This is a genomic window from Pseudoalteromonas rubra, assembly GCF_005887115.1.
GTDB classification, from domain to species: domain Bacteria; phylum Pseudomonadota; class Gammaproteobacteria; order Enterobacterales; family Alteromonadaceae; genus Pseudoalteromonas; species Pseudoalteromonas rubra_F.
In genome coordinates, this window is the sequence record NZ_PNCJ01000015.1 from 257,316 (window position 1) to 280,438 (window position 23,123).

Sequence of the window (23,123 nt, forward strand, 5' to 3'; positions counted from 1 at the left end):
GCTTTTAGGCCAGCGCTACAGGCTGTTCAGCAACAGGTTCTGCAGATGCAAATGACGTGGTTACGTCTTCCATCTGACCAGCTTCAAATTTGAGAATGCGGTCAGACAGTGAGAAGTAATGTTCGTCGTGACTGATCACGAATACGGTCTTACCCAAAGACTTAAGCTCAGGTAAGAGTTCGCGATAAAAGAAGTTTCTGAAATACGGGTCCTGATCGGCTGCCCATTCATCAAAAATATAAAGCGGTGTATCTTCCATGTACGACAGCAATAAGCCCAGACGTTTCTTCTGACCCTGAGAAAGCTCAGTGGTCGATAAAATGCCTTTTTCTACCGTGACTTTCTGATCCAGTTTCAGCTTGCTCAGATACTGTCGAATTTTGTTGTCATCGGCCAGCATGCCGTTGGCATCAATTACTTGCTCAAACAGGTAGAAGTCAGAGAAGATGGTGCTAAAGTGGCAACGGTACCAGTCCATTGCATGCGCGGCATCCCGACCATCCAGGCGGATACTGCCGCGAGTTGGGGTATACAAACCACATAACACTTTGGCGAAGGTGGATTTACCACAGCCATTGCCGCCAATCAGGAAAACGATTTCGCCACGCTGGATGTGCGTACTGATGGGCCCGATGGAGAAGTGGTAGTCGTCGCTGTCATCACGACGGTATTCATATTCGATGGCCTCGATGTCCAAAGTGTGCCAGTTATGCTCAGGGTGCAGCGTGTTGTCCAGCTGATCAGTCAAAATCTCTTCCGATAGTTGCAGCTTTTCTATTTTCTGGCTCGACACTATGCCCTCAGCAACCACAGAGTAGGTGTTAATTAACACCGTCAGTGGACCTATCACATAGACCAGCGTCAGCACAAAGCTCACCACCACCTCAGTGGCTATGCCGCTCAAAAACAGTTGTGACATAAAAACCACAGACCCCAGCGCGAGGAACAGAATCAGATTGGTCCAGTTGCTCAGAATGATAAATATAATGTGCGCTGAAATTGTCGACTTTTTAATTTCCTGAATATTTGGCGTCACCACCTCTTTGTAAAAGAAGCGCTTACGGTTGAAGTTAATATTCAGTTCTTTACCACCGTCAATCAGGGCACGAAAGTTCTTAAACAGGCTGTCATCCAGTTCCCGTACAGCCTGAAAGCGCTGAATGCCCAGGCTCATAAGCAGCTGAGCGACCAGCATAGCTAGCAACAACACGCCACCGACAAACAAAAACAGCTGCCAGGACTGATAGCTCATATAAGCAAAACACAGCAACACGGTAGCCAGGTTATAGGCCACATGCGGTACGGCACTCAGGGTAGCGGTGAGTGATTCAATGTCTTTGGTCAAAGTGGCAAAAATACGATGCCCCCCTACGCGCTCGATCTGTTCATAACTGGTCGACAGAACACGCTGAACCAGATTCTCACGAATACTTACCATGATCTGAACGGATAACTTAGTCAGTATGTACTGAGAAATCACACTAAAGGTTAGAAACCCTGCCAGTGCGGCGAAAAAAATGCCCAGTGCTTTGAGTACGTCAGAGTCCGGGTTAGACACATTTTCTATCTCAGCATTGACCAGTGAGATGATGCCGATGCCTGAAAGCGCACTGACAACACTCAAAAGCGTGGCAAGTATGAGGAGTTTCTTATGAGATAAAACTAGCCGATATAACATAAAACAGCCTTGTAATGGTTACTAATTCTAAAATAGGTATTAGGCAGGCTTGAACTAATTTTCTCCAGCCTGCCTGCTTGGGTCAGATAACCCGTTTTACTCTTTGTTTACTCAGGCCAGTAGCGCCATGAGTTTGTCTGCCAGGCCACTGACATAAGGACTTTTCACCATAGTGACATGCTTGCCTTCTGTGTGGATGGTCTCTACCTGTGTGCTGACATATGCCTGCAACTGGGTCTGTTTTTGCTGCCAGTATGCTTCTCCCAGCTCAGGAGTCACTATCATGCTTAGCGTACCATTGAGGCTGGCTTCGGGCTGATAGCGTCTTGACCAGTCCACCTGCTGGAAATACACATTGAACAGGCGCTGAGTCATAGCCAGACTGAGCCAGGACAACAACTGCTCTTCGCTGTCTTCAGGTTTAAGCGCTTTGGCATAGGACAGCATTAACTCCTGCTTTTCAGCATCGCTGATCTCGAACTGGGCTTCATCATCGGTTGCCACTAAACACTCGCACAGTAGCAGTTGTGTTTTACATCCTAATGACTCCAGTTTCAGTGCGGTTGCAAATGCCACGGCTCCCCCTGAACTATGACCCATCAGTACAGCCGGTTCCGCCTCTGCGCCACGCGCATTGCGCTCACTGACAATGGCATCTGCATAGCAACTGATAAGTTCATCCCAGCTGTCGATAACCGGGTCCTGCTCGCTCATGCCTACAGGCTCCAGACTCATGATCTGCACCTGCGGTAACGCCCGTGCCAGGTCCATGTAGCCACCGCTGGTCATGCCCGCTCCGGGCGCCAGATAAATCGTTACTGCCGGGTCAAAATCCAGTGACAACACGGGGCGAATTGCCTGCCATTGCTGGTCATTATGATGAGCAATGCACTCGGCCATAGCGCTGAGTGTGGGTCGCTCTACCACTTTGTTGATAGCAATTCCGTGGGTTTTGAAAACCTGATCAATATTCTGCACCAGCTTCATTACCAACAACGAGTGGCCACCCAGTGCAAAGAAGTTGGCGTCACGGCTGATCTGTTCGGCGGGCAGTTTAAGCACATCGGCCCACACCTGAGCGAGCATCACTTCAGTATCTCCTGTCGGTGCCTCATAACCGCCAGCCAGGGCGGATAACTCTGGCGCAGGCAGCGCCTTGCGGTCAATTTTTCCGTTTGGCGTCTGTGGCCACTGGCTAATATAGATAAAGCTATCGGGCACCATGTACTCGGCCAGTACCTCGCTAAGCTGTGCTCTGATGGCAGTCGTCAGTGCCTGCTCATCATATTCAGCCAGCGGCTTCACATAAGCCACCAGACGCTGACTGCCATGCTCATCCGTTAAAGCCATCACCAGTGCCGAGTCTACGTCGCTGTGCTCACCGATATAGAATTCAATTTCGCCCAGCTCGATACGCAAACCACGGATCTTCACCTGATGATCCAGTCGGCCCATGTATTCAATGTTGCCGTCTTCGCGATAGCGTACCAGGTCGCCGGTTTTGTACAACCGCTGGCTGCTGTTTGCTGCACTGGCATCGAAAAACGGGTTAGCGATAAAGCGCTCGTCAGTCAGCTCCGGGCGATTCAGATAGCCGCGGGCCAGGCCTTCACCGCCAATGTGTAACTCACCGCACGCCCCTTGCGGTAGCAGGTTCAGTGCTTCATCGAGGATCAGAAGCTGAATATTCTGAATAGGCTTGCCTATCGGCACACTGCTGCCATAGGGCTGCGCACAGTCCCAGTAGCTCACGTCGATGGCGGCTTCCGTCGGGCCATACAGGTTATGTAACTGCGCAGTTGGTAAGCTGGCCTTAAACTGTTCGACATGACTTATCTGTAATGCCTCACCACTACAAAACACCTGTTGTATCGAGGTGCAGCGGCCCAGATCGCCCTGTTCCAGCATCACCCCCAGCATCGAGGGCACAAAGTGCAGCTTAGTGACACCGGTGGCCACAACTAACTCGCTCAGATAGGTTGGGTCTTTGTGTCCACCGGGCTTAGCAATCACCAGCTCGGCGCCTTTGAGCATAGGCCAGACGAACTCCCACACTGATACATCAAAGCTGTAAGGGGTTTTTTGCAGAATTTTATCTGACGTATCACAGCCATATTCTTTGTCCATCCAGTCGATGCGGTTATGCAACGCCTGATGCTCAAGCAGTACACCTTTGGGTTTGCCCGTTGAGCCTGAGGTATAGATCATATAAGCCAGATGCTGCGACGTCAGGCCGATTTCATCGACGGCAATATTTCGCTCGTCATGGGCGTCATAATCAAACTCATCCAGCGCCACTACAGTAGCGTCGCCCAGTTCAACGCGATTGGCCACAGCGCGGGTGCTGAGCACCACATCGGCACTGGCATTCTCAACCAGATAGTTGAGTCGGGCGGCAGGTAGCTCAGGGTCCAGCGGCACATAAGCACCACCGGCTTTGAGAATGCCCCAGATGCCAATCACCATTTCGAAAGAACGTTCAACACACAGTCCAACCAGTGAGTCCGGGCCAATGCTATGAGTGTTGCGTAAATAGTGTGCCAGCTGATTGGCCTTACTGTTCAGCGCGGTATAAGTGAGGGTCTGCGCCTCGAAGCGCAGTGCAATATTCCCGGGGGTCGCTGCGACCTGTTGTTCAAACAGCTGATGCACACAGGCCTCACGCGCATAACTTTGCTCAGTGTCATTCCACTGTTCCAGATAACGATGTTGCTCGTCATCCGGCAACACTGGCAGCGCAGCAACTGGCTGGAGTGAATCGCTTTGCAGCGCATCCAGTAACTGAGTCAGCGCGGTAACCAGATACGCATTAATCCGTTGGCCATTCACCTTGTTGTCGATTTGCAGCGTTAGTGAAAAATCATTGCCCAGATCGTCGACCGACATCACACACGGGTAGTTAGTACGCTCTTTCACGCCCAATAGTTTCAGCTCCGCCGCTTCATCGGGCGCACTCACATCGTGAGAATGACGATAATTAAGTACCGCACTGAACAATGGCATATTGCCCTCGACGCCCGAAGCCTGCATGGCCTCAGAAAGCGGCGCCTGCTCATGAGGGAGCAGCGACTGCAGGGCCGCATGCACATCGTGCAAAGCCTCCTGTGCACTGCGCAGGTCTAGTTTGACACGCACAGGCAAGGTATTAATCATCATGCCCAGCATGTTTGCCATTTCAGGACCGCCCTGCATTCGCCCCGATAACACAGTGCCAAACACCACATCCTGCTGACCCGAACAAGCGGCCACTACTCGCCCCCAGGCCAGATGAAATAACGCAGCCGGACTCATTGCCTGGCTTTTGGCATAGTCTCTCACTTTACTGGCAAGCTCAGCCGGAATGCGCTGTTTAAACTCGTCAATTTGACCACCATCGCCGTTTACTTCACTCAGCCCAAACGGGTAGGCCGGCTGGTCAAAGTCTCCTAGTTGCGCTTTAAAGTATTGCTGAGCGTCGTGGTGCTGCTGGTCGTGTAGTACACGAGCGATAAAATGACGATAGGGTGTCACAGCAGGTAAACTGGCTGCGCCTTCGCTTTCTATCCGGGCCAGCTCAGCCATCAGAATATCCAGCGAGACATGGTCAATCAGCAAGTGGTGCACTTTAAGCACAACATAGATTTGCTGGGATTGTTTATCCTCCATCGCCTGTAACTGCATCATAGGTGCCGATTCTAGCTCAAGGCGATGTGCGCCATGTGCGACATAGTTTTCGAATACCGCTTGCACCTCCTGCCCGGCGTTGACCGGCAGCCATTGCGCCGCTATCTGCGCCTCACGCAGCACCACCTGGACGGGCTCTGTCCGGCCACGCCACAAAATCGCGGTGCGCAATACATCATGACGGGCGATCAGCGCATTGAGCTGCGCCTCCAACAGCGATAATAATGCTCGCTGAGAGAATGAAAACGCCATGGTTGTGACATAGGGGTCGCGGCCATCACTGAGTGTATGCATCGCCAGGATCCCCTGCTGCAACGGCGCCAGAGGATAGATATCCTGAATGTTTCTAGCTCCACCCGGAACCTGTGCCGTTATCTCATTGATCTCGTCTTGCGTAAGGCTCACCAGATCCAGCAGTTCAGGCGTAATTTCAGTACACTCAGGAGGGATCCGATTTTGCGGCACCACAAAGCCCTGTTCTGCATCCTCACTCAATTGAGTCGCCATCTGCGCCAGTGTGCTGCTGGTAAACAGGGCCTGACTATCAACCTGATACCCCCGCTCTTTGAGTGCAGCAATAAGCTGTATCATCAGCAACGAGTGACCACCCAGCGCAAAGAAATTTGCCGTTGTGCTGAGCTCTGCCGGGTCGCGTTCAAGCAAGTCACCACACACGTCAACCACTACCTGTTCCGCTTCAGAGGCGGGGGCCGTGTATGCTGCACCAGCCTCTGTCAGTGCCGGTTCCGGTAGCGCACGGCGGTCGATTTTTCCGTTGCTGGTTAACGGCCAGTGCTCAATCAGGACCAACGTATCCGGGACCATATAGCCAGGTAACCGCTGTGCCAGTGCCTGGCTCAGTTGAGTGCTATCCACGACCCCGGCCTCCCGTGCTGCACAGGTTAGCTCAATGTAAGCCACCAGGCGTTTACTCACTTCGCCTTTTACCACCACCAGCGCACTGGCCACGCTCTCCAGCTGCGTGATTTGTTGCTCGATTTCACCCAGCTCAACCCGGAAACCGCGGATCTTGATCTGGTTGTCGGTACGACCCACATAGTCAATGACGCCATCAGCCTGAACACGTACTAAGTCACCGGTACGATAAAGGCGTCGATAGGCATCACTTTGAGCATCGTCATAGAAAGGGTTAGCGGTGAATTTCTCTGCGCTCAGCTCAGCAAGGTTTAAATAGCCGAGCGCCAGCCCAGGCCCGCTGACACACAGCTCACCCACACTCCCCAGCGGTACCAGTTGATTGCCGCTGAGCACCATCACACTGTCGCCCTGCAGTGCACGACCAATCGGCACCGCGTTTGCGGGATCAAAGTCCGCAGGCACCGGATAACAACAGGTAAAGGTAGTGTTTTCGGTCGGACCGTAACCATTGACCACTTGCACTGCTGGCAAAGCGTGTTGCACCCGGGCCACAGCCTGCGGGTCTAACACATCACCACCAGCCAGCACAGTGCGCAGCGAGCTCAGCTGTGTCTGTGCCTGCGTGCTCACCTTACTCCACTCACTAAACAGTCCGGCGGTTAACCACATCGCATTAACCCGATGCGTCTCAATCACCTGATTCAGTGTCTCCAGCGTGATATGGGCTTGCGGATAGATCACGCAGCAACCACCATTGAGTAGCGGGCCCCAAATTTCCAGCGTTGCCGCATCAAACGCCACATTCGCAGCCTGCAAAAACACGGTATCCCGGTCCAAACTCATAAAGTTGGGCGACACCACCAGTCGACTGATGGCCCGATGTGGCACCGCAACCCCTTTAGGTAACCCGGTCGAGCCCGATGTATAAATCACATAGGCTGGGCTGTCTGGTTCAGGTGAATGCTCAGTAAACTGTGCAGAGCCAAAACGCATAAACGCATCACATCCCTCAATGGTGAAATCAGGGGTCAGTTCAAGCGCCTGTATATTACCGCTTTGTAGTATCGGGCGGTGTTCAGCACAGGTGATCACCATTTTAAGATCAGCATCTGCGACAATATGATCGATACGAGACTGCGGATAATCTGGGTTCAGCGGCACATAGGTCGCGCCACTTTTGAGCACAGCCAGCATCGCCACTATCATCTCGATACCACGCGGCAGTAACAAGCCGATATGCGCCTGGCGACCTTGTGCTATCAAATAACGGGCTAGGCGATTGGACGCATTGTCGAGTTCACCATAGCTAAGCTGACGCTGGCCACACACTAGTGCGGTATGCTGGGGCGCAAGTGCGACACTGCGGCTGAACAACTCTGTCACCGTCTGATGCGCCGCCTCTGGCAGCTCACTGGGGGTCATCAGCGCCGCCAGCTGCGCCTGCTCTGTTGCATTAAGCGCCGAAATGTCACTCAACATTGGCTGACTGGCACTCACCGCGGCGCCTGCCAGTCTTTCGATAACTGCCATCAACTGGGCGTTGAAACGTGCAATGAGCGCCGGGCTGAATAAGGCTTTGTCATATAACCAGCTAATATGAACACCTTGCTCATCCAGACTCAGATTGATCTCCAGATCAAACTTACAGATAGGCTCGTCGCCACTCAGCGGTGTCATGCTCAGCTCGGGCAGCGCCACACTGTGCGCCTGCTCACTGGCCACACCATAATCAGAGTTAGTGGTCAAAACTATCTGAAATAGAGGCGTATGAGCGCTGTCACGCTCTATATTCAATGCCTCGACAATCTGTTCAAACGGCACATCCTGATGGGATTGAGCCTGCTGGTTGACGTGGCGAATATGGGCTAAAAAGTCTGCCAGCGTGTCGTGCTCTGTGCTTGCTCTGAGCACCAGAGAATTGACAAAAAAACCAATCAGGTCTTTAAGCTGGGCATCGCTGCGATTTGCAACCGGGGTGCCAATCACCACATCTGAGTTGCCGCTAAACCGTGACAAGGTCAGTGCCAGCGCCCCATGCATGAGCATAAACGGGGTGAGCTGATGTTGCTCACCCAGCTGAGTAAGCGCGGTGGCAACAGGTGCCCCCAGCGAGGCGTCATGCCTGGCGCCCAGATACCCTTTTTGTGCGGGTCTTGGATAGCTCAGCGGCAGGCTATGCAATGCGGGTAAGTCGGTCAGTGTCTGCTGCCAGTATTGCAAAGCGGATGCAAGCACCTCTTCGCTCAGCCACTCACGCTGCCAGTGCGCATAATCTTTGTATTGCAAAGCCAGCGCAGGCAGCGGACACGCATTGCCCTGCACCAGGCTGGCATAAATCGCAAAGAACTCCTGGCTCAGAATCGCCATCGACCAGCCATCAGAAGCAATATGGTGCATGTTTAATAACAAGTATCCCACTACCTGGCCCGGAGCCGTATGACTCATGCTCACCCAGGTTGCACGGATCATCAGATCCTGGCTCAGGTCAAAGGGTGTCTGAGCATCTTCTTGCAGCAACGCATCCAAAGCCTGTTGTGCTGCCTCAGGTGCCTGCGCACTCAGATCCACACAAGTTAGTGAGAAACCCACTTCATCGCGCACAACCTGCACTGCTTTGCCCTGTTGAGACTGGTACACTGTACGCAATACCTGGTGACGCTGCACAATTTGTGCGAGCGCCTGTTCCACCAGTGCAGGCTTCAGCTGACCTTCGACACGATAGATCTGCGGCATATTATAGTGCGCACTGCCTCCGTGCAGCTCATTGAGCATCCACAAGCGTTGCTGTGCAAAAGATAAAGGTGCGCTGCAACCCGGCATCTGTTTAAGCGTCGGGCGTTTGTGACTGCGAGCATAAAGCTGGTGTAAAAATGCCTTGAGCGCGTCCTTGTTTTCGGCCAGCTGACGTTTCAACTGGCTGTCCATTTCTTTGGGTAGCTTGAGGGTGATTTTTTCGTCCTGAGACTGGAAAATAACACCCGCCTGTTGTAGTTGTTGAAAGAGCAACTCAACACTCATAGCTCAAAATCCTCAAATTCATTGTTGTCTTGCTGCGCTGGCAGCGTCTGGTCATGAATGGCCTGAACCGACTCAATAAACCCGGCAATCTGCTGAATATTTTCGCAGCGATACAGGTCGGCGATTTGCAGTTCAATTTCAAGGTGCTGGTTAAGCGCCTGAAGCAACTTCATGACCAACAGTGAATGGCCACCCAGCTCAAAAAAGTTGGCCTGTGTACTGATCTGCTCCGCTGGCAGGTCCAGTAACTCCGACCACAATGCAACCAGCTGTGTTTCCAGCTCGCTGGCCGGTGCCACATATTCGGCCTGCATGAGACTGAAATCTGCCTCTGGTAAAGCGCTCCTGTCGATTTTTCCATTCGGTGTTAACGGCCAGTCTTGCACCAGTACAAAGGCCGCGGGGATCATATAGGCAGGTAACTGGGCGGCCAGTGCCTGAGCCAGCCCCTGAATGTGCCCACCTTGATCCTCCTGTTTGCCACCACACTTTAATTCCACGTAGGCCACCAGCTGTTTGTCCGCCCCGGTGCGCGTTTTAATGGTGATCAGAGCCGCGGCAACATCGTCCAGCGCTTCCAGCTGGCGTTCAATTTCACCCAGCTCAACCCGAAAGCCACGAATTTTAATTTGATCATCTACCCGGCCTGCATATTCAATCAGCCCTTCAGTATTGCAGCGCACCAGATCGCCGGTACGATACAAAATTTCAGGCTGGTCGCCCAGAGTCTGATACGGATTGCGAATAAAACGCTCTTTGCTCAGTGCAGGCTGATTAAGATAACCCAATGCCAGACCATCACCGCCAACGCACAGCTCACCAACCACCCCTTGTGGTACCCGACGACCATGCGGCGTTAAGATCAGCAGCTGATCGCCTTGCACTGCGCGACCAATTGGTACGCCTGAGCTTAAGTCACTGTGTTGCGGCACCGGGTAACAGCAAGTAAAAGTGGTGTTTTCCGTTGGTCCATAACCGTTGATCACAGTGACCTCCGGCAGTGCCTGTTGTACGGCGACAACCGCCTGCGGATTGAGCACGTCTCCACCGGCCAGCACGTTTTGCAACGCCAGTGTGTCAGCTGCCAGTTCATTACACACTTTGCTCCACTCGGTAAACAGCCCCGAGGTCAGCCACAGTGCCGTGATCTCCTGAGTACGCAATACCCGATTCAGCCCATCCAGTGTGATCAGGCTGTCCGGATATAACACACAGCGCCCGCCATTCAGTAAGGGTCCCCAGATTTCGAGCGTCGCGGCATCGAAGGCAATGTTGGCACTTTGCAGAAATACCGTTTGGCTATCCAGAGCCATAAAATTAGGCGCATGTACCAGGCGATTGACGGCACGGTGTGGGGTCATTACGCCTTTAGGTGTGCCCGTGGAGCCAGAGGTGTAAATCACATAGGCCAGCGATTGCGGTGTCAGCGCATCTGCCCGGGTCAGATTGTCTTTACTCAGGGCTGACCAGGGCGTGCCTGCGTCATCCAGCATCAGTTTTGTCACCTGACTGAAAGCCAGAGTCTCTTGTTGCGAACGCTCGGTCAGGATCACACTCAACTGAGTATCTTCTAACATATAGGCCAGTCGTGATTGCGGATAGTTAGGGTCCAGCGGGACATACGCACCACCGGCTTTCAGAATCGCCAAACTGGCCACTATCATCTCTACAGAGCGGCCTATACACAGACCCACTAAAGTTCCGGAGCTAACCTGATGCGCTTCGCGTAAATAACGCGCTAACTGGTTGGCTTTAGCGTTTAGCTCATCATAACTGAGCATCTGCTCATTCAGCTGTAAGGCGATGCTGTCCGGTGTAGCCTTCGCATGAAGCTCAAACACCTCATGAATACAGGCACTGCGAGGATAACTTGCTTCACCACTTTGCCCCTGACTGAGTTGTGTCAGCTCAGGCTCACTCAGTACCGCCAGTGTCGCAACCGGCTGCTCACTGTGTTCACCCAATGCCTCCACCAGCGCGTCTAACGCTGTGTGCATTAGCTCAGCGATCCGTGCTGCACTGACGCTTTGTTCAATCTGATAGTCCAGACTAAAACTATCGCCCTCTCCCAGATCATTCACCGATAAATCGAATGGATAATTGGTGCGCTCACGCGTGCTAAGCAGCGCCACGCCGGGCGACGTATCCTGTTCATCCGCAGGGTCCGACTGTGTTGCCGAGTGGCGATAATTCACAATGGCACTGAACAGCGGCGTATTGCCGTCTATCCCACTGTAACTTTGCGCTTCGGCCAGAGATATCTGCTCATAGGGTAACAGCGCCTGCAAGGCATCATTCACTTCCTTAAGTGCAACATGAGCTGCCTGATGACCTAATGACACGCGCAATGGCAAGGTATTGATAAGCATACCCATCATACGCTCTATGCCCGCCATACCATTCATCCGGCCAGACATCACAGTGCCAAACACAACGTCATCACGGCCACAACAGGCACTGAGTACTTGCGCCCAGGCAAGATGAAACAAAGCCGCCGGGCTGCACTGGTGGCGTTTACATAAAGTGCGGATCAGCTGAGACTGCGTGTCGCTGAGCGTCGAGTGATATTCAACTACCGAGTTACCATCCCCGGTGACCTGAGCCAAATCAAACGGCAAGGTGGGTGTATCTATGTCGCCCAGTTGCTCGGTGAAGAAGGCTTCAGTGTCCAGCTCAGCGCTTTGCGCCATTGAACGAGCGATAAATTCCCGGTAAGGCAGAGGCGCTGGCAGTGCCAACACATTGTCGGCTTCGAGTTCACTCATCAGGATCTCTAATGACACATGATCGGTAATGAGATGATGGAATTTGAGCATGGCGAATACCCGCCCTTGTTCATCCTCTGGCGTGACCACCAGTTGGATCAGCGGTGCAGACTCCAGATCAAACCCATGTGGCCCGCTTGCCACGAACTCAGTAAACTGCGCCTCAATGTTGCCCTCACGGAACGCCAGTTCAGTGACCGGCAGCCTGGCTTCACGCATGACTACCTGCATCGCCTGCTGACGACCACGCCAGAAAATCGCGGTACGCAGCACATCATGGCGCTGGATCAGCCAGTTCAGCTGAGTCACAAACCCGGACAATTTACCCGCGGATGTGAACTCAAAACTGGCGGTAGTGACATAAGGGTCATGTTCTGGATTCAGCGTATGAACGAAGAGTACACCCTCTTGCAGAGGCGCCAGTGGGTAAATGTCCTGAATATTGCGCATCCCGCCGGATGTTGCCGCGGCGATAGCATCAATCTCAGACTGTTCAAGCGTCGCCAGCGTCAGCATGTCGGGCGTAATGGCATCACACTGAGGCGGTATTTTATTCTCAGGAATGGCAAAGGTGTCGTCGGCCTCGCAGATAACCTTCGCCATAGCTGCCAGATCAACGGCCTGGAACAGCTGCTGGGCGCTGCAACTCAGATTATGCTGCTGCAGTTTGGCCAGTAACTGCATAATCAGCAACGAGTGGCCGCCCAGCTCAAAGAAGTTAGCGGTGGCACTGATTTTATCCTGCTCCAGCCCCAGCAGTTCGGCCCACAGGCTGGCAAGTAATTGGGCAAGCCCAGTCTCAGGTGCCACATATTGTGCACTACTTTGTTGTAACGCATCCGGCACTGGCAGGGCTTTTTTGTCAATTTTACCATTTGGTGTCAACGGCCACTGTGGCATAACCACAAACAGGCCGGGTACCATATGGGCCGGTAATTGTTGTCCCAGACGTAGTTTGATATCGCTGATCCAGCCTGCCTGTTGCGTCTCACCCTGAGCTGTCTCACACGTGATACAAGGCTGGACATAAGCCACCAATTGCTGCTGACCATCCGCCACTGTGCGCGCCAGTACCTGCGACAATGCAACATCATCGAGTTGGTTCAGGCGATGCTCAACCTCACCCAGCTCGATACGAAAACCACGGATTTTCACCTGATCATCGCTGCGACCAATAAACTCCAGTCGTCCGTCCTGACGGTAACGCACCAAGTCTCCTGTGCGATAGAGGCGAGGGCTGCAATCCGTGTTGTGTGTCTCGTGATAAGGGTTGGCGATAAAGCGTTCTTCGGTCAGTTCAGGCCGATTGAGATAACCACGGGCAACACCGGCACCGCCAAGATAGAGCTCTCCAACACAGCCAACCGGCAGTCGCTCCATCGCGTCACCCAGCACATAGGCCTGACTGTTGGCAATGACATAACCTATGTCTGGCACCGACTCTAGCTGTGTGGAAAAACGCGCACAGGTTGAGTAGGTGGTATCTTCCGACGGTCCATACAGATTACACACCTCAGCCTCGGGCAAGGCTGCAAAAATTTGGTTTACCTGTTGTGCTGTCAGTGGTTCACCGGCCAGATTCACTGTGGTCAGACTTGCGGGTAATGCGCCCACATCCAGCAACGCTTTCATCGCGGATGGCACGGTATTGATCAGGCTGATATCCAGCTGCTGATCCGCCAATGCCAGGGCATTTTTTACCACGACCACCTCGAATCCAAAGCTTAAAGGTAAGAAGATTTCATACACCGATAAGTCAAAGTTCAGTGACGTAGAGGCCAGTACCCGGCGCAGAGCCTGATCACTAAAAGCTGCTCTGGCCCAGTAAAGCATTGCGACTGTGTTGCGATGTTCGATCATCACCCCCTTGGGTTTACCAGTCGATCCCGAGGTATAGATCAGATAGGCCAGGTGCTGCTCGGTCACGCCACTTTCGCAGCGCCCGATATTTGCTGTGGAATAATGCGAGAACGCACAGCCGGGCTGCGCAATCAGGTCGTCCAGCATTACCGCCTGTGTGCCGGGCAATGACACTGTGTCGGTGAGTGTTTGCTGAGTCAGGACCACTTTCAGGCTGGCATCGTCAATCAAATAAGCCAGGCGCTCCTCAGGATAAGCCGGGTCGAGCGGAACATAAGCGCCACCCGCTTTGAGGATGGCCAGCATAGCAATCACCATTTCCACGCCACGCTCCAGGCATATCCCGACCGGACAATCCGGAGCAATGTGGTGCTCAAACCGCAAATAGTGAGCCAGCTGATTGGCTCTGGCATTCAGCTCACCATAACTCACAGCAACATCGCCACACTGCACAGCAATGCGTTCAGGTGTTTGCTCCGCCTGTGCTTCAAACAGCTCGTGTATACAGCGCTGTTGTGGATACTCAATGGCGTTGTCGTTAAACGCGCTGAGCTGTGCAATCTCGGCATCAGTCAGCATAGGGATAGCAGCGGTGCTCAGCGTACTGTCGGCATTGAGCTGTGCCAGAAAAGCCAGTGTGTTGTTGAGGTGCTGCGCCAGGATTTCGATGCGCTCGCGCGTGAACAGTGCCACATCATAGGTCCATTCGATCGCGCCGCCGTCATCACTTATCGAGGCATTGATGTCCAGATCAAACTTGGTCGTTACGCCATTACTCTGTAACGGGCTGATGGACAGACCCGCCAGCTCAGTGGTATCAGCATGCGCATCACGCACACCGAATTCTGAGTTTGTGGTCAGCATGATCTGGAACAGCGGACTATGGGCAGTGCTACGTGGCACTTTCAGCACTTCAACGAGTTTTTCAAAAGGCAGATCCTGATGAGACTGGGCGTCCAGGTGTACCTGCCTGAGCTGAGCCAGATAGTCACCCAGAGGTTGCGCCTGCGTATTCACTCTGAGGATGAGTGTATTAACAAAGAAGCCGATCAGCGATTCGAGCTCCACCTGACGGCGGTTGGCCACAGGCGTGCCGACGACAATATCATGGTGATTACTGTTGCGAGACAGTACCAGCGCCAGCGCCCCATGGATCAGCATAAACGGGGTTAACCCATAGCGACGGGCAACGGCCGCCAGCTGCTGACATAACGGTGCACTCAAAGTCTGTGATACAACCTCGCCCTGATATGTTTTCACCTCAGGCCTTGGAAAGTCGAGCCCCAGAGCATGAACCCGGGGCAGTTCGGCCAGTTGCTGCTGCCAGTAACTGAGCTGGGTATCCAGCACCTCACCTTGCAGCCAGTCACGTTGCCATTGTGCATAGTCGGCATACTGAATGGAAAGTTCAGGCAGTGGATTGGGCTGACCATAACCAAAGGCATGGAACAGGGCAAAGAATTCCCGAAGCAGGATATCCATAGACCAGCCGTCGGTAGCGATATGGTGCATATTAATAAACAACACGCCCGCTTCACCCGCAGGCAGAGTCGCAAAATGCACGCGCAGCATAAAATCCTCAGCCAGATTAAACGGCAGCTCAGCAGCCTCGCGAATAAAGCGCTCAATATCACTTGCCTCGTCCTGACTTGTCAGGTGTGACAGCTCAACGACAAAGTCTTGCGGCTCAAGCAGGGATTGCTGCACACCTTGTGCGGATTGCCGGAAAACGGCTCTGAGTACCTCATGGCGGGAAACAATCTCGCGAAACACGCGCTCTATCAATGCCACATCTATCTGTCCACTGAGCCTGAAGACCATCGGCATATGATACTCAGCGGAGCCACCCTGAATTTGGTCCAACGTATACAGGCGTTGCTGTGCAAACGATATTGGATAATGGCTGAGGTCTTCACGCGGGGTCACCGGGTTTACCAGCGGGGCATCGCTATAGTGTGTCAGCGCCTCAATAATTGCACTTTTATGTTGTTTGATCTGCTTAGCAATCTCGGGCGTTATGGCCCCTTTTTTGGCCTTAGACTTCAATGCCCCGTCCTGCAGAAATAGCCGGATCCCCGCCAGCTCAAGCTGAACGAGTAGCTGTTTGATATTTTCCATAATGACTGACTAACTCATATCTGTGTTAACTGCAAAAGCGCTGCGCCCGCAACAGGTGTGCTGTTCATCTATCCGAACAAAGCCCCGACACCGGCTTAGCCTCTACGACTTAAAGCCAGCCTGGTTGAATACTTAGGCTGGCAGGTTTATACGTGCTTATTGGTACCTTTTCTCATGTTGAGCGGGCGAATTGTGTAACCCGCCGCCATCTTTACCAGTCCATTTCCTCCAGCTCAGTATCATCTTGGGTCTGCAGGTCGCTCTGGCGGCTGAGCAGATAATCAATATATAGTGCCTGCTCTTTAAGCTGAGGTTGGGCAAACAGCTCTTTGACTGAAAACTCCACCGCAAAACGATGCCGGATCTGAGTCTCAAGCCGGGTGACCAAAATGGAGTTCCCCCCTTGCTCAAAGAAACGCGCATGGCTGCTGATCAGAGCCGCATCTATACCCAGTAAATCGGACCAGACCTGGGTCAGCGCCAGCTCAGTTTCAGTCTGTGGCGCCACATAAGGCTGCTCAGAGTCTTCTGCGGATATGTCAGGCAGGGCTTTTTTATCAATCTTACCGTTAGGAGTCAGTGGCCATTGCATAACCACCACAAATCGGCTCGGCACCATATATTCCGGTAGTTGCTCATACATATCCTGCTCAACGCTTTGTATAGTCTCTGTGGTGTTTTCAGCCTCAGTGTGTGGCTGGATGTATGCGACCAGCATATCTGCCCCGTTACTGGCTTGTTTCACTAACACCACGGCCGAATCCAGTTGCGGACAGCGATTTAATTGCGCTTCAATTTCGCTCAGCTCAATCCGAAAGCCCCTGATTTTAACCTGAGCATCCAGACGACCCACAAAGTCGATACTGCCATCGGGCAGAACCCGGGCCAGATCTCCCGTCTTATACAAGCGTGTGCTGTCACGATGAGCCGGGCAATAATAAAACGGGTTATCGACGAACTTCTCAGCGCTCAGCTGGGGACGTTGATGATAGCCACGAGCCAGACCATCACCGCCAATGTGCAACTCTCCGATCACACCCGGTGGCACCAGGTTCATCTGTTTATCCAATACATACAGGCTGACATTGTTCAGGGGTTTACCTATGGTGATTGGCGCACCCGGATAGAGCCGCTGATAGGACGCACACACGGAGGCTTCCGTTGGGCCATAGGCATTAAAGAAAGGATAATGTGCCGACCACTGATTAACCAGTTCAGGTTCACACGCTTCACCGGCCACAATCAGAGCCTGTAAAGCCAAGGTTGTATCGAGTGGCATCATGGCCAGGAATGCGGGTGGCAAAGTGACATGGCTGATCTGTTGCTCTGCCAGCAGCGCCGTAATGGCCTCGGGCGAGCGTCTTTGCTCGCTCTGTGCAATCACCAAAGTCGCGCCATTTAGCAGCGCCATGGCGTATTCCCAGGTACCAGCATCAAAACTCATGGAAGCAAAATGCAGGATTCTGCTGCGTGGGGTGATGGCAAATGCCCGGCGCTGATTATCCGCCAGGTTCACGATCCCCTGATGCTCAAGCAACACGCCTTTTGGCTGACCGGTTGACCCTGAGGTATAGATTTCATACGCCAAACTGGTGGGCAGTAGCCCAAGTGCTCTGCTGTCCAGGTTCTCCTCACTGCAATAACTGAAAGGCCCCAGCGCATCATCACTCAGCAGACCGTCTACAGTGATAAGGTCATACCCCGAGAGACGTACGGCTTCGCTAATGGTCTCATTGCTGATAATGGTTTTGATGCCAGCATCTTCGAGCATATAGCTCAGTCGTGCTGGCGGATAGGCCGGATCCAGCGGTACGTAAGCGCCACCCGCTTTCAACACCGCAAGTGTGGCGACGATCATTTCCAGTGAACGCTCAAGTGCCACACCTATCAAAGTGTCCGACTGTATGGCACCGCGCTCGCGCAGATAGTGTGCAAGCTGGTTGGCTTTGCCATTTAGCTGAGCATAACTCAGTTGTTGATCGGCAAAGATCAGCGCAATATGCGCTGGATTACGCGCTACCTGTTGTTCAAATGCCTGATGAATACATAACGATCGATCATAGTCATGGTAATTGTCATTGAGGGCATTAACCAAATACTGGCTTTGTTCGTTCGCCAGCACACTCAGCTGTCCGGGAGAATGATTCAGATTTTGTGTCATCTCAGTTTGCACCAGGCGCTCCAGTAACAGCATCAGATGCTCACTCAATTCAATGATATGCGACTCAGTAAACAGTGAAGTATCATAAATCCAGTTGGCCTGCAGTCCGGACTCACTCATGGAAAACTCCACTTCGAGATCAAATTTTGCTACACAACCGGCCTGCATAACGGGCGTGATCACCAAGCCCTCTGGTGCACTCTGTGTTGAGCCTGCCTGTGCCTGAGTGCTGTTAAATGAGGTCATGATCTGACAAAGCGGCGCATGGGCATCACCCCGGGGGATCTGTAACGCATCAACCAGCTGCTCAAATGGTAAGTCCTGATGACTCTGTGCATCCAGATGAACGGCTCTGACATGTTGCAGATAACAGTCCAAAGAGGGCTGTTCTGTGTTGACCCGCAGCGCAAGAATATTAACAAAAAAACCGATTAGCGGCTCAACTTCCGCTTGCATCCGATTCGCAACAGGCGTACCAATCACCACATCCAGACTGTTGCTGTAACGGCTGATGGTCAATGCCAGTGCCGCATGCAAAAGCATAAATGGCGTCATCTGGTAGTGCGCGGCCATATCACACAACTGTGTAGCCAGCTGTGCTGACGCTTTGCCCGACACCATAGCGCCGTCATACTGTTTGTCGGCAGGTCTTGGGTTATCCAGTGGAATACTATGTACGCCCGGCGCTTCACTCAGTTGTGCCTGCCAGTATTCTAGCTGCTGTTGCAGCACCTCACCTTGCAGCCAGTTACGTTGCCACTGGGCAAAATCGGCATACTGAATTTTCAGTGCAGGCAGCGGGTTGTCCTGACCTGCAGTGAATGCACGATAAAGCGTGAAAAATTCTTCTCTGAACAGGTTTAATGACCAGCCATCGGAGGCAATATGATGCATATTAAGGAGTAGCACACCCCGCTGCGTGCCCAGGCTAATATAGCTGGCACGTAGCATCAGGTCGGAGGCTAAATCGAAGGCCGCATGCGCATCTTCCGCCAACAGCTGGTCAAGTTGGTGTGTGTGCGCACCGTCCAGGTGACTGAGTTCCAGATGTCGTATCACAACCGGTTGCACCGCCATGATAACTTGCACAGGTCCGTGTTGCCCTTCCTGATAGACAGTTCGTAAGACCTCATGACGTTCCACTATCGCCGTTAGTGCCTGCTGGGCCAGAGTCAGGTCGAATGGACCGTCTATTTCAAAGGCCATCGGCATGTTGTACTGTGCGGAGCTGCCCTGGAACTGGTCGATAAACCACAGGCGTTGCTGAGCATAAGATAACGCAAAGCGATCTGTATTTCTCTCCTGTGGCTCAATGGGTGGCCGAGTGGCTTTAGTACCAGACTCAATCAGAGCCGCCAGAGTCAGTAACGTGCTCGCTGAAAAAATCTGTTTTACCGCAATTTCAATCTCAAACTCACTGCGGATCAAAGAAACTAACCTGACTGCCAGCAACGAATGACCACCCAGCGCGAAGAAATCGGCATCTCGGGTCAGCGTATCAGCCTCACATCCTAACAGGGTTGACCAGATCCGTGCCAATGTCTGTTCGGTCGCAGTTTGTGGCGCCTCTCCCTGACACTGCGTTTGAGTCAAGTCGATGACAGGCAATGCACGTCGGTCAATTTTACCGTTACGGGTCAGCGGCCATTGGTCCACCACAACAATGGCGGCAGGCACCATGTAAGCGGGTAACAGATCCTTTAGTTGAGCCTGTAAATCAGTGTTCAGGCGCTGCTGAGCCTCTTTTGTCTCACACGTGATACAAGGACGCACATACGCAATCAGCTGTTTATTGTCAGCTTCTCCAGTGGCAAGCACCAGCGCCGATTCCACCTCAGGGCAAGATTCAAGCACCGCACTTATCTCACTCGGCTCGATACGGAAACCTCGAATTTTTATTTGTTCGTCACTGCGGCCCAGATACTGCAAGTTGCCCTGTGACGTCATGCGTACCAAGTCGCCCGTTTTGTAGACGCACGCGATATCCGTCTGTGGTACCTGCAACTGCGATGCGTCAAGAAAACGCGCTTCAGTCAGGCTTGGGTTGTTGTGGTAACCCAACGCCACACCAGGCCCGGCAACATAAAGCTCGCCCACACAGCCCACAGGTACAGGTGCTAAATCGGCGTCCAGGATCAGACAAGTCGTATTGACAATTGTCTGGCCTATACTGACCTCTTCTTCGTTTAGGTTCTGTACATGATAGGTGGTGGCGACATGCGTCTCTGTCGGACCATAATGGTTATATAAATCACACTGCGGGTACTGCGCCATAAATTCGCGAATGCTGGGGGTGATCTTCAGCACATCTCCGGCAACACACACTTGCTTAAGTGCCGCCCTAGGTATATCCGGATGCTGATTAGCCTGTTCAGCCATTAGGTCAAACACGGCTGGTGGCAAGAATAAGCGCTCAATACTCTGTTGTGCAACCAGATCGAATAAGTCCTGTAACTGGTCTTTTTGCTGCTGTGACATCAGCACCAGAGGAGACCCGGTATACCAGCTTGTTGCTAACTCCTGAGCAGAGACATCAAATGTCAGTGGCGTAAATTGCAGTGTCCGATAGGGTTGTGTAATGCCGTCAACATGTGCCTGATGCATGCATAGATTAACCAGCGTACTGTGGCGCTGGCTGACACCTTTTGGCCTGCCTGTCGAGCCTGAGGTATACAGAATATAAGCCGGATTGTCGGCTGCCACCTCAGGGAGTCGAGCTGGCTGTTCAGGGGGTTGCCACAGTACAGGATCATCCAGCTTTACGCACGACAGTCCGGCAAAAGAATCCAGCGAATGAGATAATATCAACGACAGTGAGAGTTCGCCGACAATATAGTTTAATCGGTCTGCAGGTGCCTGGGGGTCAAGTGGCACATAAGCGCCACCTGCTTTCAGTATCGCGACAATCCCACACAAAGTGTCAATGCAGCGCTGCGCTACAATGCCCACCGGCTGGCCCACAGTCAATTTATGCTCTGTCAGCAGCCGCTTGGCCAGTGCATCGGCACGTGCATTTAACTGAGCAAAAGTGACCTGTGCTTCCTGTGTTTCCAGCGCGACGGCATCAGGGTTGACCTGCGCCTGATGTTCAAGCAAGTGATGTACAGCAGAGTACTGGGGATCAACTGCACGGCCGCAGCCTAGCGCTAACGCGTGTTGCTGCTCTTGCTCACTCTCCATCACTATTGCAGCCAGCCTGACAGACCAATCACCTGCTTTGGCCAACTCAGCCAAAGAGGTCAATACATTGCACAAGTGCTTACTCAACTGACTGATATGTGCTTTGCTGAACAGGGTAACATCATAAGTCCAACCCATGGACACACCCGCTTCATTCATTGACATATGAATGTCCAAATCAAACTTGGTGGTCAGCGCGACTTCCTGCATGGCCTGCAACGTGGCAGCCCCAAGCTTTACTCCCTGCGCGTCAGACGAGGCTGTTCCATAGTGATTATCCGTGGTCAGTAAGATCTGAAATAATGGACTGTAAGCGTTATTTCGAGGCACATTAAGCACTTCAACCAGCTGCTCAAATGGTACATCCTGGTTGCTCTGTGCCCCCAGGTGCACAGCTCTGACATGGCCCAGATAATCGCTCAGGGTGTCATGTGCAGTACTGACTCTGAACACCAAAGTGTTGACAAAGAAACCGATTAAAGGTGCCAAAGCCGGATCCTGGCGGTTAGCGACCGGGCTGCCTATCACAATGTCTTTAGTGTTACTGTGTCGGCTTAACACTAACGCCAGAGCACCATGTAACAGCATAAATGGAGTTAACTGAAAGGCTCTGGCCAGCTCCAGTAACTGAGTAGCAATAGTACCGCTTAGCTGTGCCGTGACCAGTTCTCCCTGATACTGTTTTTCAGCAGGTCGGCTTGCATCTAATGGCAGCTGATGCAGTGCTGGCAAATTCTCTAACTGCTGTTGCCAGTAATCTAATTGTTTGTTTAGTCCTTCCCCCGCCAAGGCTTGCTGTTGCCAGCAGGCAAAGTCACGATACTGGATAGGTAGCGGCGTCAGTGTACCTGGCATGCCTTGCTCAAGCGCCTGATAGATAGCAAAAAACTCTTTGGTCAGCACATCCATCGACCAACCGTCAGAGGCAATATGATGCATGTTGAAACTTAAAATGGCCTGGCAGGCAGCACTGTCATCATGCGTCAGCTGCAAATAACTGGCCCGCACCATCAGGTCCTTGCTCAAATCAAATGTTCTGGCAGCGTCACGAATAAGATAGGCTTCAGCAGCACCATGAGGATCTTGGTGCCCGCTCATATCCTGCACTGTGATAGTTAACGACGTATTGTCCAGCACTGTCTGGCTAGGCTCGCCATCGCGCTCATAAAAAACCGTTCTTAATACTTCATGTCGCTGTATTATCTCGTTCAGGGCCTTCTCTACCCTATCGATGTTTAGCTGTCCGTGCACCTCAAACGCCATTGGCATATTATATTCACGGGAGCCTCCATTGAGCTTATCGATAAACCACAAACGACGCTGGGAAAAGGACAAGACAGACTCAGTCGGTAACTCAGGCTTTGCTGCAACAATGGGTGAAACATCCGACACCTTTTGGTGTGCCAGAATACACTCTATGATCTGCGCTTTATTGTTTTTTAGAAAATCTTTTTCTTCTGTAGTCAGGGCTTTTAACTTACCCCTGACGAGCAACTTACCCTGTTCATCGACAGTGAGTTTGATCCCTTTTTCACTGAGCTGTAAAAAGAACTGTTTCATATTTTCGCTTTTGCAATCAAGTTGATGATAAAGAAAACACTGGCAGACATGTCATCATTTGAGGTCGCCAGGTGCACACAAATCCAATCAGCCATAACCCTTGTACTATCAGCGAGAAAAATCCGATTTTGACCGTATTTATCCAGAATTTTTACACAATCAAAGCGCATAGATAATGCGTCATGCGAAAACTCGATTTCTCCGCTACAAAATAGCTCACCTAATTAAGCGAATTGGGATA

The 23,123-nt window shown here is 52.4% G+C and carries 4 protein-coding genes; all 4 read right to left on the minus strand.

Annotation, left to right across the window (positions count from 1 at the left end):
- Positions 1–4: 4 nt before the first annotated feature.
- The gene (locus CWB98_RS11620; RefSeq protein ID WP_138545033.1) at positions 5–1,678 is read right to left on the minus strand and encodes a cyclic peptide export ABC transporter; all 1,674 of its coding nucleotides are present in this window, start codon (positions 1,676–1,678) and stop codon (positions 5–7) included.
- 111 nt (positions 1,679–1,789) lie between these two features.
- Complete coding sequence (locus tag CWB98_RS11625; protein WP_138545034.1) at positions 1,790–9,238, minus strand: non-ribosomal peptide synthetase; 7,449 nt, start codon at positions 9,236–9,238, stop codon at positions 1,790–1,792.
- Complete coding sequence (locus tag CWB98_RS11630) at positions 9,235–15,981, minus strand: non-ribosomal peptide synthetase (RefSeq protein ID WP_138545035.1); 6,747 nt, start codon at positions 15,979–15,981, stop codon at positions 9,235–9,237. The genes CWB98_RS11625 and CWB98_RS11630 overlap by 4 nt, the downstream gene beginning before the upstream one ends.
- 211 nt (positions 15,982–16,192) lie before the next feature.
- Positions 16,193–22,882, minus strand: coding sequence for a non-ribosomal peptide synthetase (locus CWB98_RS11635; RefSeq protein ID WP_138545036.1), 6,690 nt, complete (start codon positions 22,880–22,882; stop codon positions 16,193–16,195).
- Positions 22,883–23,123 lie beyond the last annotated feature (241 nt).

Coding starts and splice junctions, on each gene's coding strand:
- CWB98_RS11630 (WP_138545035.1), bottom strand. CDS start 15,981: ATGGAAAATATCAAACAGCTACTCGTTCAGCTTGAGCTGGCGGGGATC.
- CWB98_RS11625 (WP_138545034.1), bottom strand. CDS start 9,238: ATGAGTGTTGAGTTGCTCTTTCAACAACTACAACAGGCGGGTGTTATT.
- CWB98_RS11635 (WP_138545036.1), bottom strand. CDS start 22,882: ATGAAACAGTTCTTTTTACAGCTCAGTGAAAAAGGGATCAAACTCACT.
- CWB98_RS11620 (WP_138545033.1), bottom strand. CDS start 1,678: ATGTTATATCGGCTAGTTTTATCTCATAAGAAACTCCTCATACTTGCC.